The sequence below is a fragment of the Comamonas sp. CMM02 genome, from assembly GCF_014851485.1.
GTDB classification, from domain to species: domain Bacteria; phylum Pseudomonadota; class Gammaproteobacteria; order Burkholderiales; family Burkholderiaceae_C; genus Comamonas; species Comamonas avium.
This window is the reverse complement of record NZ_JACUZW010000001.1, coordinates 977,046-992,944: the sequence shown is the minus strand read 5'-3', so window position 1 is coordinate 992,944 and position 15,899 is coordinate 977,046. Positions and strand designations below refer to the sequence as shown.

13 protein-coding genes are annotated in these 15,899 nt (G+C 59.2%); 5 read left to right on the top strand and 8 right to left on the bottom strand.

Annotated features, from left to right (window positions below; genetic code table 11):
• The first annotated feature begins 178 nt into the window (after nucleotides 1-178).
• Complete coding sequence (locus IB213_RS04520) at nucleotides 179-1,438, top strand: CaiB/BaiF CoA-transferase family protein (RefSeq protein WP_192405530.1); 1,260 nt, start codon at nucleotides 179-181, stop codon at nucleotides 1,436-1,438.
• A gap of 233 nt (nucleotides 1,439-1,671) precedes the next feature.
• Nucleotides 1,672-2,637, top strand: a complete 966-nt coding sequence (locus IB213_RS04515; RefSeq protein ID WP_191723630.1) for a tripartite tricarboxylate transporter substrate binding protein BugE — start codon at nucleotides 1,672-1,674, stop codon at nucleotides 2,635-2,637.
• 241 nt (nucleotides 2,638-2,878) lie between these two features.
• Here IB213_RS04515 and IB213_RS04510 read toward each other — a convergent pair whose 3' ends face one another.
• Nucleotides 2,879-3,841, bottom strand: coding sequence for an AraC family transcriptional regulator (locus tag IB213_RS04510; protein ID WP_192405529.1), 963 nt, complete (start codon nucleotides 3,839-3,841; stop codon nucleotides 2,879-2,881).
• Between the two features lie 141 nt (nucleotides 3,842-3,982).
• Between IB213_RS04510 and IB213_RS04505 the strand changes: the two genes are divergently transcribed.
• Together IB213_RS04505 and IB213_RS04500 are read left to right on the top strand one after the other, a co-directional pair.
• Nucleotides 3,983-5,968, top strand: coding sequence for a TonB-dependent receptor domain-containing protein (locus IB213_RS04505; protein ID WP_192405528.1), 1,986 nt, complete (start codon nucleotides 3,983-3,985; stop codon nucleotides 5,966-5,968).
• A 65-nt stretch (nucleotides 5,969-6,033) separates the two neighbouring features.
• Entirely contained in the window at nucleotides 6,034-7,839 is a 1,806-nt protein-coding gene (locus tag IB213_RS04500; protein WP_192405527.1) for an alpha/beta hydrolase-fold protein, read from the top strand.
• A 111-nt stretch (nucleotides 7,840-7,950) separates the two neighbouring features.
• On the opposite strand, the gene ahpF is transcribed toward IB213_RS04500, so the two are convergent.
• Together ahpF and ahpC are read right to left on the bottom strand one after the other, a co-directional pair.
• Nucleotides 7,951-9,507 (bottom strand): alkyl hydroperoxide reductase subunit F, encoded by a 1,557-nt coding sequence (ahpF, locus tag IB213_RS04495; protein WP_192405526.1) that lies wholly within the window; start codon nucleotides 9,505-9,507, stop codon nucleotides 7,951-7,953.
• Between the two features lie 95 nt (nucleotides 9,508-9,602).
• Nucleotides 9,603-10,166 (bottom strand): alkyl hydroperoxide reductase subunit C, encoded by a 564-nt coding sequence (gene ahpC, locus IB213_RS04490; protein WP_191723625.1) that lies wholly within the window; start codon nucleotides 10,164-10,166, stop codon nucleotides 9,603-9,605.
• A 236-nt stretch (nucleotides 10,167-10,402) separates the two neighbouring features.
• On the opposite strand from ahpC, the gene bfr reads away from it, so the two are divergent.
• Nucleotides 10,403-10,885, top strand: a complete 483-nt coding sequence (bfr, locus tag IB213_RS04485) for a bacterioferritin (protein ID WP_191723624.1) — start codon at nucleotides 10,403-10,405, stop codon at nucleotides 10,883-10,885.
• An 81-nt stretch (nucleotides 10,886-10,966) separates the two neighbouring features.
• On the opposite strand, the gene IB213_RS04480 is transcribed toward bfr, so the two are convergent.
• The 5 genes from IB213_RS04480 to IB213_RS04460 form a co-directional block, all read right to left on the bottom strand.
• The gene (locus IB213_RS04480; protein ID WP_191723623.1) at nucleotides 10,967-11,929 is read right to left on the bottom strand and encodes an alpha-E domain-containing protein; all 963 of its coding nucleotides are present in this window, start codon (nucleotides 11,927-11,929) and stop codon (nucleotides 10,967-10,969) included.
• Nucleotides 11,923-12,063 carry an alpha-E domain-containing protein gene (locus IB213_RS18360; RefSeq protein WP_192405525.1) on the bottom strand — a complete coding sequence of 47 codons (141 nt, stop codon included), beginning with the start codon at nucleotides 12,061-12,063 and terminating at the stop codon, nucleotides 11,923-11,925. Before IB213_RS18360 ends, IB213_RS04480 begins: the two co-directional genes overlap by 7 nt.
• Nucleotides 12,057-12,197: an alpha-E domain-containing protein gene (locus IB213_RS18355; RefSeq protein WP_192405524.1), complete on the bottom strand. Its 141-nt coding sequence runs from the start codon at nucleotides 12,195-12,197 to the stop codon at nucleotides 12,057-12,059. Before IB213_RS18355 ends, IB213_RS18360 begins: the two co-directional genes overlap by 7 nt.
• A 135-nt stretch (nucleotides 12,198-12,332) precedes the next feature.
• Nucleotides 12,333-13,877, bottom strand: a complete 1,545-nt coding sequence (locus IB213_RS04465; RefSeq protein ID WP_192405523.1) for a circularly permuted type 2 ATP-grasp protein — start codon at nucleotides 13,875-13,877, stop codon at nucleotides 12,333-12,335.
• Between the two features lie 370 nt (nucleotides 13,878-14,247).
• Nucleotides 14,248-15,621, bottom strand: coding sequence for an SEL1-like repeat protein (locus tag IB213_RS04460; RefSeq protein ID WP_192405522.1), 1,374 nt, complete (start codon nucleotides 15,619-15,621; stop codon nucleotides 14,248-14,250).
• Between the last annotated feature and the right edge of the window lie 278 nt (nucleotides 15,622-15,899).

Below are 15,899 nucleotides of genomic sequence, written 5' to 3'. Positions count from 1 at the left end.
AAACGCCCCGCTCAACCTGCGGCGTGTTTTGCAAGTTGCCGCCACAGTATTATTTATTTATGAGCTACTAGCGCCTGTTATTGCTTGCTTTCAGATATAAAAGTATCTGAAACGCTTCATACATATGCGCTAGCTGCTCTTTTTTTCTTTTCCTCGCCTTGAATGGCAGGAGTTGCACATGCCAAGCACTGCATCTACGCCCGGCGCGCTGTCGGGCATCAAGGTTCTGGATTTATCGCGCGTGCTGGCTGGCCCGTGGGCCACGCAAATGCTGGCCGATTTGGGTGCAGACGTGATCAAGGTAGAGCGCCCCGTAGCTGGAGACGATACGCGCCACTGGGGCCCGCCCTTTTTAAAGGACGACGACGGCAACGACACGCGCCAGGCCAGCTACTTCACCGCCTGCAACCGCAACAAGCGCTCCATCACCATCGACATGGCCCATCCCGAAGGGCAGGCACTGCTGCGCCGTATGGCAGCCGAGGCCGATGTGCTGGTAGAGAACTTCAAAGTGGGCGGCCTTGCGCAGTACGGGCTGGATTACGACAGCCTCAAAACACTGAACCCCAAGCTGATCTACTGCTCCATCACCGGCTTTGGTCAAGACGGGCCTTATGCCGAACGCGCCGGCTACGATTTGATGGTGCAGGCCATGTGCGGACTGATGAGCATCACCGGCCATGCCGATGCACAGCCCGGCGGTGGCCCGCTCAAAGTCGGCGTGGCTGTGATCGATGTGTTCACCGGTCTGTACGCCAGCAATGCCATCTTGGCTGCAATCAACGCCCGAGACAGCTCGCGCAATGGCTCAGGCACAGGCCAGTACATCGACATGGCGCTGCTGGATGTGGGCATGGCCGTGCTGGCCAACCAGGCGGCTGGTTTTCTGGCCACTGGCCAGACTCCGGAGCGCGCTGGCAACACACACCCCAGCCTTGCGCCTTACCAGGACTTCAGAACCAGCGATGGCAATGTGCTGCTGGCTATTGGCAACGATGGGCAATTTGCACGCTTTTGCGCTGCCGTACACCAGCCCGCACAAGCCCAGGACGCTCGTTTTACCACCAACACCGGCCGTGTACAGCACCGCGCAGCGCTGCTGGAATGGCTGCAACCGCTGATGCAGACACGCTCCACTGCCGAATGGATTGCGCTGCTGCAAGACAAGGCCGTGCCCTGTGGCCCCATCAACACCGTGGCGCAGGCTTTTGATGACCCTCAGGTGCAGGCACGCGGCATTCACATGACCTTGCCATGCCAGACAGGCAATGACATTGCCCAGGTGGCCACCGTAGCCAGTCCGATGCGCCTGTCAGCCACTCCCGTGAGCTACCGCAGCGCACCTCCCACCCTGGGCCAGCACACACAAGAGGTACTGCAGGAGCTGGGATTGAGCGAAGACGAAGTGCATGCACTGAGGACCGCACACGTGCTGTAACCACGCCGAGGCTGGGTGGCGTTTGGCTTGCGCTCCCAGCCCCATTTTTTCACAGCCAGCGATCACGACATGGTGCATTCAAGCCAGGGATTTATGCGCCCGTAAATTACAAAAATAAGCATCAGCATTTACCCTTCATCAAGGGTTATCACCCAGAAAAAGCACGACCGTGCGCACCAAGCCGCCTTTTACGATGTGCGTCACATTGACAACAACAACGAGGAAATAAATACATGTTGCGTCGCACTCTTTTGGCCTTGGCCGCCCTGAGCACCCTGGGTGCCGCCCACGCCCAGTCCAACTACCCCAACAAGCCCATCAAGCTGCTGGTGCCTTTTGCCGCTGGTGGCACCACCGACCTGATTGCCCGCGTTGTCGCTGACCCGCTGGGCCGCGAACTGGGTCAGCCCGTGATCGTCGAAAACAAGGGTGGTGGTGGCGGTGCAATTGGTGCTGCTGAAACCGCCCGTGCTCCTGCCGATGGCTACAGCCTGGGTCTGGCTACCGTTTCCACCACGGCCACCAACCCGGCCATCAACCCCAAGATTCCCTACAACGTGTTCACGGACTTTGCGCCGATTGTGAACATTGCCGCCACGCCCAACATCATTGCAGCCAACCCCAAATTTGTGGGTCAGGACTACAAGTCGTTCCTGGCAGAAGTCAAAAAGAACCCCGGCGTGCATTCGTTTGGTTCACCGGGCACAGGCTCCATCGGTCACCTGATGATGGAAATGTTCATGCTGGCAACCGGCACACAGATGCAGCACGTTCCCTACCGTGGTTCGGGCCCTGCATTGAACGACGCGGTTGCTGGCCAAATTCCGCTGATTTTTGACAACTTCCCATCCGCTCTGCCCTTTATACAAAGCAAGCGCCTGACACCGCTGGTGGTGGCTGCACCCCAGCGTCTGGCTGTCTTGCCCAACGTACCCACTCTGGCTGAAGTAGGTGCCCCCGGCGTCAATCGCATGGCCTACTACGGCATCGTTGGCCCCAAGGGCACGCCCAAGGACGTTGTGGACAAGATCAACAAGGCCGTGCACAAAGTGCTGCAAGACCCAGCAATTCGCAAGCGCATTGAAGATACCGGCTCGCTGATCGTGGCGGACACCCCTGAAAAATTTGCGCAGGAAATCAAGGCTGAATACACCGCCTACAAGGAAGTTGTGGACAAGCAAAAGCTGACCATGGACTAAGCAAGCGCTATTTAGCCGAAAACCAAAGCCCCGCATGCGGGGCTTTTTGCATGGCGCAGGCACATCGATGGAGCCAGCCCCGTTCAGGGCCATGCAAGCCGCTGCCCAGTTAGACCCACTGCCCCCACCCTCTGGATCGTTGTGGCCTGACCTTGTCGCACGTCTTTACTTCTGTACTTCTGAGGCTTTGCGCCTCGCCTTTAACACAACTCAAAGATTTGCCAGGCGGTGTTCGCGGCTCTTAATGCGCCAGCAGCTTGAGGCTGGAGGGCAGCATGCCAAAGTGATCCCGAAATGCTGCTGAAAAATGGGTACTGCTGCGGTAACCCGCCATGCCCGCCGCCTGTGTCACGGTGGCACGCCCCTGCTCCAGCGCAGCGCGCGCACGCAGCAGGCGCTGCACACGCAGAAAACGCCCCAGGCTCTGGCCAGCTACCGTTGGGAAATGACGCTGCAGATGCGCCACGCTCATACCGGCGTGCCGGGCAATGGCGGCCACATCCATGCCATCTGCCGCCGGGGTCATCAACCAGTCTCTCAGCGCCGCCAGCCGTACGTGCTGACGCACCCCGGTGCGCGGCAGCGGCGCAGCCCCTTCTTGCGTGCTGCCAATCTCTACGCTGGCCAGGGCTTCCAGCACGATTTGCATGCACCGGCTCTGGTTCCATAAAGCGTGCAGGTGATCTGGCAGCGGGCACCCACGGTGCAACTGGTCGGCCAGCACCAGCGCACGGGCAGAAGGCTGCCACGGCGCCACTGCCAGGTGCTGTGCCATGAACTCTGCCACCCGCCCGTGCAGCACACCGGTCTGGGCCAGCCACTGCGGGGTGAGTGTCAGCACCAGCTTGCGTTCATGCCGCCCAATGCGCCACTGCCGCATGAACCGGTCGGTACGTGCCAGCGCCACCATGGCGGCGCAATGGCCTGCCTCACGGGCGCGCAGGTGCAGGCGCAAAGCGCCATACGACAGCTGCGTCTCCCCTTCCAGCACCAGCACGATCTTGATCCCCGGATACAGCAGATTGGACGTGCGCATGGTGCACAGATCGCGCACCGCCGTGCGGTACAGAACCATGCCCTCCTGCACTGACAGCACCTGCATGCTGCCTTGCAGCACATCGGTGGCAGCCGTCACCCCAAGGTCCCCCACGATGTATTCCTCGCCCATGGGCAGCAATGACTGCTCAATGTCTGGAACGTGCAAGACAGCGCCAGGTTGTGAGTGAAAAACAGCGTTTTTTGAATGAAATTCAGACATCAGAAGTGGCCAGAGGCAGAGGAAAAACACACATCTAAATAAAATTAATTCTCATTTAATCACATCTCCGCCGGAGCCTTGACCACCATGCCGTTCACCATGCGCCCTTTGTCGCTGGCCTGCCTTTGTGCATTTGCCCTTCACGCCCAAGCCCAGCAGGCAAGCCCTGAGACGAACCTGGCAACCGTCGTGGTCACTGCCAGCGGCAGCGAGCAGGACATCAAAGATGCGCCCGCCAGCATTTCGGTCATCACACAGCAAGAGCTGCGCCAGCGCCCCGCGCACGAGCTGGCGCAGCTACTGGCTGGTGTGGAAGGCGTGACGCTCAACCGCAGTGCCAATGGCACGCCCACCATTCAGATGCGGGGGTTCGATCAGGCCTACACACTGATGCTGATCGATGGCAAGCGCGTTAACTCCAGCACCTCCATGTTCCGTGGCGGTACCGCCTATGACAGCGGCTGGGTGCCTCTGGACGATATTGAGCGCGTAGAAGTGGTGCGCGGCCCCATGTCTTCGCTGTACGGCGCAGATGCCATTGGGGGCGTGGTGAACATCATCACAAAACCCATTGGCAAAACGTGGAAGGGCTCGATCACCGCCGAGACCGTCCTGCAGCAAGACCGTGATCTGGCGGACAGCCAGAAGCTGGGCTTTTCCATGAATGGGCCGCTGATCAGCGATACGCTGGGCATCAAGCTGTATGGCAACTACGACCACCGCTCAGACAGCAAGGCTCAAAGCACATTCAACGCGGGTTACCCGCTATTTGCCCGCACGCTCAACCGCCATGCGGGCGGCCAGCTGGCATGGCGCCCTGATGCACGCCAGAGCCTCACACTGGATGCCGATGTCAGCAACAAGACACAAGGCATGTACACCATGGAGCGCGATGCCTTCGCCCTGCGCCACAAGGGCAATTGGAATGCACTGGTCACCGAGCTGACAGTCTCGACCGATGAGATCCGCAACCTCAAAGGCATGATCGATACACAGACCAACCCCAACAAGTCCAACACCTTCGGCGTCAACGGCAAGGCCAGCTTTCCCGTGAGCTGGGGCAACCAGTTCTTGACCGTGGGCTTTGATGCCCGCAAAGAGCGTCTGTGGGACCCCGCCAACCTCAAAGGCCTGCCCGGCGTGCCCACCACACAGAGCTCGCCCACTACATCGGTCAAGCAGTACGCGGTGTTTGTGGAAGACGAAATCCGTTTGACCGACCGCTTTGCCATCACGCTGGGAAACCGTTTTGACCACCACGAAAACTTTGGCGGCCACCACAGTCCACGTGCCTATGGCGTCTTTCATCTCAACGATGCCTGGACCTTCAAGGGCGGACTCTCGCGCGCCTTTCGCACCCCGACGCTGGTGCAAAACAGCCCCAACTGGGGATCGGTCTCCTGCGGCAGCGCCACTACAGGCTGCTACATCATCGGCAGCCGCGACCTCAAGCCCGAGACCGCAATCAGCAAGGAGCTGGGCATTCAGTACACGCAGGGCGTGCACAGTGCCAGCGCCACGGTGTTTGACACCAAGCTCAAGAACATGATCGACATTGAAAGCCGCACGCGCGATGTCACGCTGGCTCCTGGCTACGACAACTTTGTCGGTTTTCTGCCCGATGGCCGCCCCATCTTCAGCTACCAGAACATCAACAGCGCCCGCACACGCGGTCTGGAAGGCAGCTGGAAATGGCAGGCCTTGCGCGATGTGGAGTTCAAGACCACCTACACCTACCTGTCAGCCAAGAACACGAGCAAAGCCGTACACACCCTGCTGGTTAACCGCTCACGCCACAACCTGAATGTGGACGCCGACTGGCGAGTCAATGCGCAGTGGAATCTGGGAGCCACCTGGCGCATGCAAAGCGAGCAGCCCCTCAATGCAGCCAATACCGTGTACAAGCCAGGTTACGGTCTGGTGGATCTGAGCGCCACCTGGCAAGTCAGCCCACGCACCACCTTGCGCGGCGGTGTACTGAACGTGGCCGACCGCACGTTTGACCGCATCAACGCCAGTGACTACAGCGAAGAAGGCCGTCGCATCTACGTGTCGTTAAACGCCAGGTTCTGATGGAGCAGCCCACAGCCAGCCCGTACGTATGCCGTACGGGGCTTTTTTCATCCATGCCACCCACCATGCTGAACCAATTCTGTCTTTCATTTTTCAGGCTACTGGCCACCTGCACACTGCTGGTGGGCATGGCCGCAGCCTGGGCCAGCAGCTCCACTGCCCAGTGCAGCCTGCTGCCCGATAAACCAGATACGCGCTGGCCTTCATGCAGCCAGGTGCTGGCAGGTCACGCCCTGGAAGTACAGGCCCAGGCCGGGCAGGTGCTGCTGTGGACGCTGGACAGCGGCACCCATGCGCATACCGTGCGCCTCACCGATCCAGATGGCCGGCTGCTGCGCCACTGGCCTGCCGTTCACAACGGCACACAAGATATAGGCTGGGTGACCCCCACCACTGGCCGCTATCGACTAGAGGCACACAACCCATTCTTTACGCAGACCGACGTGCAGCCCACCTGGCAGCTCAAAACCAGCGGCCCGGCGCTCGCTGATGCGGCCCCTGCGGCAGCCTTGCCAGCAGCTGTGCAAAGCCCTGCTTTGCTGCATCTGCAGGTGCAGCTTGCGCAGGCAACACCTGCACAAAAGCTTGCTTTGATCCAAGAGTTCTGGTCTGCCACCCTCACCCAAGGCACCCCCCTGCTGGAGCCACTGCCCCATCAACCCCGAGAAGCCCTGGTCACCTTTCTGTGGCGTGCGCCTGCGGGCACGCAAGACCAGCCCCACCATGTGCGACTGGAATGGGCCATGCGCTCCGCAGAGCCTTTCACATTCCAGCGCCTGGCAGATACAGACATCTGGCATCTGAGCCTGCCGCTGCCACGCGGCTTGCAGGCCGCCTACCAGTTGGTGGTTGACCCCGTGCAATGGCCCTCCGTGCTGGCGGCCAGTGTGGCCCCCAGCCGCATGCAGCGTGTACAGACCCAGCAACTGTCTGCCCAGCGCGACCCGCTGAACCCGCACCGCTGGCATGCCGGATCGCCGGAGCTGCCCGCAGGCAGTGCGGCCGCCGTTCATGCCGAACGCTCGGTGCTGAAGATTGCTGCCACAGGCCCCTTGCGCAACATGGCTGCAGATAGCACCACGCCAGCCAGCGTCACCCAGTTACCCTCGGGCCAGTTGCAGCACCTGCGCTACACCAGCGCACTGCTGGACAACACGCGCAGCCTCAGCCTGTACCTGCCTAGTGGCAGCCACGCCGCAGGCAGCCTGCCACTGCTGGTGCTGTTTGACCGCGAGGCCTATCTACAGCGTGTGCGCATTCACCAGCGTCTGGATGCATGGATCGCCCAGGGTCGCCTTGCGGCCATGGCCGTGCTGCTGGTAGGCAACCCACAGCGTGCGGATCGCGCCACCGAGCTGCCCCCTCATACCCCGGCGTTTGGCAACATGCTGGCCCATGAGATGCTGCCCTGGCTGCGCGGGCAGCAGCCCGCGATTGCCACACAGGCACACCAAGTGGTAGTAGCTGGCTCCAGCTATGGGGGGCTGGCCGCTGGCTGGCTGGGCTGGGCACACCCAGAGACTTTTGGCAATGTGCTCTCGCTGTCTGGCTCGTACTGGTGGGCACCCACTGCACCCAAAAACGAGCCTGTCCCGCACCGCTGGGCCGAAGGTGACTGGTTCATGCGCCAAGTGCTGCACGGCCCCACCCAAGCCGTACGCTGGCATCTGGCCTACGGTCTGCTGGAGCGCGGTGTTCAGGGCGAGGCCGGCATCATCGACAACAACCGCCACTTGCGCAACGTCTTGCAAGCCAAGGGCTACACCGTCACCACTCATGAGTTTGCGGGCGGGCATGACTATTACGCCTGGGGCGAAGAAATCGCTCTGGGGCTGGAGGCCCTGCTGGGCACAGGCACGCAGCCCCGTTGAATGCCCACCTGCATGTATGCCCACAAAAAAAGGACTGCCTGGGCAGTCCTTTTTCAATGGCTCTGTGCGCTTGGCAGGCACGCGCATCAAGCCAACGTCACGATCTAGCCATCAATGGCGAATCAGATGGTCAAAGGCCGACAGTGCTGCCGTTGCACCTGCACCCGCTGCAATGATGATCTGCTTGTACGGCACGTTGGTGCAGTCACCGGCAGCAAACACGCCAGGTACATTGGTCTCGCCACGGGCGTTGATTTCGATCTCGCCAAAGCGCGTGAGGTTGACCGTACCCTTGAGCCAGTCGGTGTTGGGCAGCAGACCGATCTGCACAAAGATACCTTCCAGCGCGATCTGCTTGATCTCGTCGGTGGTGCGGTCCTTGTAGGTGATGCCGGTCACTTTCTTGCCGTCACCGTTCACTTCGGTGGTCTGGGCATTCAAGATAACAGTCACGTTAGGCAGGCTGCGTAGCTTCTTTTGCAGCACGGCATCGGCCTTGAGTTCAGCGGCGAACTCCAGCACCGTAACGTGCTTGACCAGGCCAGCCAGATCAATGGCAGCCTCGACACCCGAGTTACCGCCACCGATCACGGCCACGTCCTTGCCCTTGAACAGGGGGCCGTCACAGTGCGGGCAGTAAGTCACGCCCTTGGTGCGGTACTGCTCTTCACCGGGCACGTTCATGTTGCGCCAGCGGGCGCCGGTGGACAAGATTACGGTCTTGGCCTTGAGTGTGGCGCCGGACTCTGTCTGCACCTCGATCAGACCGCCTTCGGTGGCCGCAGGAAACAGCTTGGCTGCACGCTGCAAACCCATGATGTCCACGTCATAGTCACGGATGTGGTTTTCCATGGCCGCCGACAGCTTGGGGCCTTCGGTCTTGCTGACCGAAATAAAGTTCTCGATGTCCACGGTATCGAGCATCTGACCACCGATGCGGTCGGCTGCAATACCCGTGCGAATGCCCTTGCGAGCCGCGTAGATGGCTGCGGCTGCGCCAGCAGGGCCACCACCGACGACCAGCACATCAAACGCGTCCTTGGCCGAGATCTTGGCAGCTTCGCGGGCAGCAGCGCCGGTGTCCACCTTAGCGACGATCTCACCGAGCTCCATGCGGCCTTGGCCAAAGCGCTCGCCGTTGACGAACACTGTGGGAACGCCCATGACTTCACGGTCCGTCACTTCTTGCTGGAACAGGCCACCATCAATTGCGGTGTGCGTGATGTTCGGGTTCAACGCGGCCATCAGATTCAGCGCCTGCACCACGTCAGGGCAGTTGTGGCAAGACAGCGAGTAATAGGTCTCAAAGTTCAACGGCGTATCAATCGCCTTGACTTGTTCGAGCAGGTCTGCAGATTCCTTGGAGGGATGTCCACCCACGTGCAGCAACGCCAACACCAGGGATGTGAATTCGTGTCCCAGAGGCACACCCGCAAAACGCACACCGGAATCTACGCCAGGGTTGGTAATCAGAAACGATGGCTTGCGCACATCCAGATCATTGTTCTGGCGCACTGTGATCTTGTCGCTGAGCGCGGCCAGATCGTCCAGCAGCGACTTGACTTCACCAGCCGCCTTGCTGTCATCCAAGCTTGCCACCAGTTCGAGCGGCTTTTGCAGACGTTCGAGGTAAGCCTTGAGTTGGGTTTTGAGGTTGGCGTCCAGCATAATAGTCAATCCCTAATGAAATATTTATTTAATAGTCAACGATAGCGAGGTTGAAAAAAAGCCCGGGTCCTCCCCGGGCTTTTTCCGGGCAAAGATTAGATCTTGCCGACCAGGTCCAGCGAAGGAGCCAAGGTTGCATCGCCTTCGTTCCACTTGGCAGGGCACACTTCACCGGGGTGGTTGCGCACGTACTGAGCAGCCTTGACCTTGCGCAGCAGATCTTCTGCATTGCGGCCAATGCCTTCGGCAGTGATTTCCACGGCTTGGATCACACCATCGGGGTCCACAATGAAGGTACCGCGGTCAGCCAGGCCGACACCGGGGCGCATCACTTCAAAGTTGTTCGTGATCACGCCGCTTGGGTCGCCAATCATGGTGTACTTGATCTTGCCGATGGTTTCGGAAGAATCGTGCCAGGCCTTGTGAACGAAATGTGTGTCAGTGGACACCGAGTAGATTTCCACACCCAGCTTCTGGAACTGGTCGTAGTGGTCAGCCACGTCGCCCAGCTCTGTGGGGCAGACAAAGGTGAAGTCAGCAGGGTAGAAGAAGAACACAGCCCACTTACCCAGCACGTCCTTTTCGGACACTTCGATGAACTTGCCGTCCTTGAAAGCGGAGGCTTGGAAAGGCTTGATAACGGTGTTGATAACGGACATGTTGTTTCCTTATGTGATACAGCTGAGAACACTGTGTAGTCTAAAGCCTATGCAGAATAATTTCAATCAATTGATTTAATACTATTGATTATAAAAAACTATTCAACTCTAACGAGAACGCAACTCAGCATCACACGCAGCCAATACGCACGCGCGTGGTTTTGCTTGCCACACTTGGTGATGCCGTAGGAGTGCATGACAATGCACTCACCCCTCACAACAACAAGGAGTCCCTCATGAAAGGCGATCCGCAAGTCATCGCTGCGCTGCAAGCCCAGCTGAAAAACGAATTGACGGCAATCAACCAGTACTACATGCACTACCGCATGTACAAACACTGGGGTCTTGAGGCCTTGGCCAAGATTGAATACAAAGAATCCATCGGCGAGATGAAGCACGCTGATGTTCTGATGGACCGCATCTTCATGCTCGATGGCCTGCCTAATCTGCAAGATCTGGGCAAGCTGCAAATCGGTGAAAACGTGCCAGAAGCACTGCAGTGCGACCTCAACCTGGAAACTGCCGCGCAAGCCACCATCAAAGCAGGCATCCGCACGGCAGAGACAGCCCATGACTTTGTCTCGCGCGACCTGCTGCTCAAGATTCTGGATGACACAGAGGAGCACATCGATTTCCTCGAGACACAGCTGGACCTGATCGAGAAGGTGGGCGTGCAGAACTACCTGCAAACGCAAATGGGCGAAGCCGAAGCACATTGAGCGTGAGTGGTTTGACCATCAATAAAAAGAGCCCACTGGGGCTCTTTTTTTATGTGCGTCGCCATGTGCATCGCCTAAAGCCTAAAGCTCGGGCACCAGATAGTCCTTGGCAATGAACTCACCGAGTTGATTCACGCGATCCAGAAACTGCGTGAGGTAGGCGTGCAGACCCGTTTCCAAAATCTCGTCAATCTGGCCGTACTGCAAATCTGCCAGCAGTCGCCCGGCCCTGCGCTGGCTGTCTAGAGCGCCTTCGTGCGCCACAACTTTCAGGTTGTAGACCACCTCTCGCAGACAGGCATGCAAAGAGCGCGGCATGTCTGCCCGCAGCACCAGCAGCTCTGCCACACGCTCTGGGGTAATCACATCGCGGTAGACCTTGCGATAGACCTCAAAGGCCGAGACGCTGTGCAGCAAGGCACTCCAGTGATAAAAATCGAACTGCTGCACACCTTTGCGGCTGGGGTCTGTGCCGTAGTAGTCTCGCGAAATTGCGTGAAAGCGCACATCCAGCAAACGCGCGGTATTGTCTGCACGCTCCAAAAATGTGCCAAGGCGCAGAAAGTTAAACGCCTCGTCTTGCAGCATGGTGCCCAGCACCACGCCCCGCGAAAGATGCGAGCGGTATTTCACCCATTCAAAGAACTGCCCCGGATCTTTTTCCAGAGCACCGTCTTGCAGCTGTTTGCGCAGCGCCAGCCAGGTCTGGTTTTGCGTTTCCCAGACTTCCGTCGTTAACGTGCCGCGCACCGCCCGCGCATTTTCACGCGCAGCACGCAGACACGAGACGATCGAGGTGGGATTGGTCTCGTCGGCCACCATGAAGAACAAGACGTTGTCGCGTGTCACTTGCCGGTATCGGGCCTGGTAAGCCGGAACCAGTTCGCTGATGGACAGCACCCCTTGCCACGCTCGCTCGGCATCTTCCGGGCGCATGGGGAGCATGGAGGTGTCGTAGCTCACGTTCAGCATACGGGCGGTGTTTTCTGCCCGTTCGGTGTAACGAGACATCCAGAACAGGTGATCAGCAGTGCGACTTAGCATGTGCTCCTCCCGGGCAAAAAACCCCACGCCTGCTGCGCAGGCTGGCCGTGTTGTGATGCAAGTGCGGCGCACTTGTCTGCCCGTTCGGTGTAACGAGACATCCAGAACAGGTGATCAGCAGTGCGACTTAGCATGTGCTCCTCCCGGGCAAAAAACCCCGCGCCTGCTGCACAGGCTGGCCGTGTTGTGATGCAAGTGCAGCGCACTTGTCTGCCCGTTCGGTGTAACGGGACATCCAGAACAGGTGGTCAGCGGTGCGACTTAGCATGTGCTCCTCCCGGGCAAAAAACCCCGCGCCTGCTGCGCAGGCTGGCCGTGTTGTGATGCAAGTGCGGCGCACTTGTCTGCCCGTTCGGTGCAGACAGGCAACCAGCACAGGTGATCGGCAGTTGTACTCAACATGTCACAGCCCTGCGCTCAAAGACTGTTCCATGGCCCATGGGCGCATGGTCTGTGCCATGCCTGGCGGGATGTGCGCAGCGTGATCCACACTCCCAGCCCCCATCACCCAGGTGTCTTTGGTGCCGCCGCCTTGGGAAGAGTTGACCACCAAAGAGCCCTCTTTCAGGGCAACGCGCGTCAGCCCACCGGCCACCATCCGCACTTGCTGGCTGCTGCTCAGCACAAAGGGCCGCAGATCAATATGGCGCGGCGCCACACCGGCCTCCACCATGGTGGGGCAACTGGACAAACTCAAGGTGGGCTGTGCAATGTAGCCCGCAGGATTGGCCAGCAAGGCACGTCGGAAGTCTTCAATTTCAGCGCTGCTAGAGGTGGGGCCAATCAACATCCCGTAGCCCCCTGCGCCATGCACCTCTTTGACCACCAGCTCAGGCAGATGAGCCAGCACATATTTCAGGTCATCTGGCTTGCGGCACAGCCAGGTCGGTACGTTATTGAGGATGGGCTCTTCGCCCAGATAGAAACGGATCATGTCAGGCACGTACGGATAGACCGACTTGTCATCCGCTATGCCTGTCCCTACAGCGTTGCAAATGGTGACGTTGCCTGCGCAGTAGGCATCCATCAAGCCCGAGCAACCCAGTGTGGATGTGGGCCTGAACACGTCGGGATCCAGAAAGTCGTCATCGACACGGCGATAGATCACATCCACCCGCTGCAGGCCTCGGGTTGTGCGCATGTAGACGACCTTGTCACGCACAACCAAGTCTTGCCCCTCGACCAGCTCTACGCCCATTTGCTGGGCCAGAAATGCATGCTCAAAGTACGCACTGTTGTACATGCCAGGCGTCAGCACCACCACGGTGGCAGAGGCACTGGCTGCAGCCGGTGGCGCACTGGCGCGCAAAGTGTCCAGCAGCAAGTCGGGGTAATGCGCCACAGGCTCCACGGCATGGCTGCTGAAAAGCTCCGGAAAGAGCCGCATCATCATCTTGCGGTTTTCCAGCATGTAAGACACGCCGGAAGGCACGCGCAAGTTGTCTTCCAGCACGTAATACTCGCCCTCACCGAGCGCATTCGGGGCACGCACAATGTCAATGCCCGCAATGTGCGCATAAATGTTGCAGGGCACCTGCACCCCTTGCATTTGCGGACGGAACTGAGCATTGCCATCAATCAGGTCACGCGGAACAATCCCCGCCCGCAGAATGTCCTGCCCGTGGTAGATGTCGCCAATGAAACGATTGAGGGCCGTGACGCGCTGCACCAAGCCTTGCTGCATGCGCAGCCACTCATGCGAGGGGATGATGCGCGGAATCAAATCGAACGGAATGAGCCGCTCCGTACCCGCGCCACTTTCGTCCTTGTCGCCATAGACGGCAAAGGTGATCCCCACGCGCCGAAAGATCATCTCGGCCTCCGCCATGCGGGCTTGCATGGTGGCGTGCGGCTGGCGCGCCAGCCATTGGGCATAGGCCTTGTAATGGGCCCGTACATCGCTGCCGTCAAAGGGCAGCATTGCGTACATTTCGTCGAATTTCTGCATGCTTGCACGCCTCCTGCGAATGGATTGCCTGTTATTGAGCAAGAATCAGGCCTGACAGCCCTGCCCTCCTCGAAAACGATGCCATTCCTGCACTTTATGTGTCGGTCAGTGTAGCAATGCAGCCCCGCACCAAGGCACAACTGGCGAGCAGTACTCGGGGGTATGGAGCGCTCGTGCAGCACAGATTCAGGGCTCCCGCAGCGGCACAGGTGTGGGCGCGCTGACCAAGTTGACTGCGCTTGTGGTCACGGCAAAGCATCGCCATCACACCTTGCCCCCAGCGGTTGCAATAGCCTGACCTACCAATGGTCATCTGCGGCTGCGCTGGGTGAAAAAAACCGCACCAATGGGCACAGGAGCCTGCGCCCAACTAAAACCTGGGAATCGGCAGCTCTATGGCTTGCATGTCGAGCTGCAAGCGGTCATCGGCCTCCTTCAAGGCCAGTGGCAAGGTGAAGTTCGGAAAGGCAAGAGCCAGCACTGCGCCATCACTCAGGCTTGCTCGAATACGCTGCGGCAAAGGCTCGACAAGCGTGGCACAACCGTCTTCATCGACCTGCCCTTCGATAGGAAGACGCTCTGGTTTTTCCAGTGAACGGTGCACCTGCAATCGCCACGAAGTGTTAAAGCCAAGGTTGTAAGTGCCGCCATACAGCTGGCTCAGACCCAGGCCACAGGCTTGCAGGTACAGCGGCTTATCGGGCAAGGCCTTGGCCTGCTTGCGCTGGCTCTGCAGAAAACGCCCCCACTCCAGACGAGACAAGACGGAGTCAGCCCGCAAGCCATCGCCGTCAGCAGCCTGCAACACCCGCAGCCTGCCTGCACCGTCTTCGAGTGCGGCCAGATCCGTCTCGTATCGAAGCACTTCCACAAGGCGGCTAATGGCTGGCCGGGCAGCCTCCTTCAACCCCAGTAAAGCGGCTTGCTCGTAGTGATACGCTTCTGCCCTGCGGTCAACAGCAGGCAGCCCCAAACCTTTGGCAGCCATGCGCGCCAGATGGTAGTGCGCCACAGCCACCTTGCGCTGCGCACCTTGCTGCAAAGCCTGTCGGGCACCGCTGAAATCTTGCTCCTCCAGCAGCATGACGCCATAGTTGCTCCATGCCTGCGCGTTGTCGCGAGCCATGCCCTTCTTCAACCCTGCCAATGCCTTGCCCCGCAGCCGCTCACGCGCGTCTTCTGCTGGAACGCTGAAGTGGTTATTGCGCAGCGCCAAATATGCCTGCAGATAATTGCGCGAGGCTTCCATCAGCGAGGTGATGTCCGCATCCTGCTCATAAGACAGGACAAAGTAGTCTCCCGCTTGCTCGGCCCTGACAACCGCGCCATGGCGCTGCACCTGATAGTCGCTATCGCCAGGGCTGTATGCCTTGCCCAGATTGAACAGTGTCGGCATCAGCAAACCACGCTGCAACGCCTCTTCCAGCAAAGGAATGGCCTCGACAGAGCGCTTTTCACTCATGAGCACAGCGCCAAGATTGTGGCTGGCGCGTGCGGAGCCTGCAGCGCGTGCTTTTTCGTAATAGCTTTTGGCGAGCGCCTCGCTCTTGTCTACACCTTGCCCAAGGTGATAGGCCTTGCCGAGCAGGAACAAGGCTTGCGCATCTCCTGTGGCCGCAGCGCTGTGAGCCTTTGGAAAAAACTCGCCATAGCGCTCCTGATTGAACAAGGCATCCAGATCGGCGGCAGCAACAGCGTGCGTGAAACACAGGCTGAGGGACAGGGCAATAAACAATCGCGACATGGCATCAATCTCGAGGGGACAGCGGCGCAGACACAAGCCAGATGCCAGGCACGACGCTTTGACCGCAAACAGGTCAGACGGGAATTTTTCGAACAGACAATTTCAGGCAGCCACAGGCAAACCTGTATGGGCACTTATGCAGTGTTTCTGAATGGATCGCCAAGCATGATAGCTGCGCTTAACGCAGCGAAAGCCACCACGGCAGGGGCAATCTATCGGCAATGCACTATAGAGCTGTGGCCGCACTCAAGCGGCTCCTGTAAAGGGTTGCCAGCCCA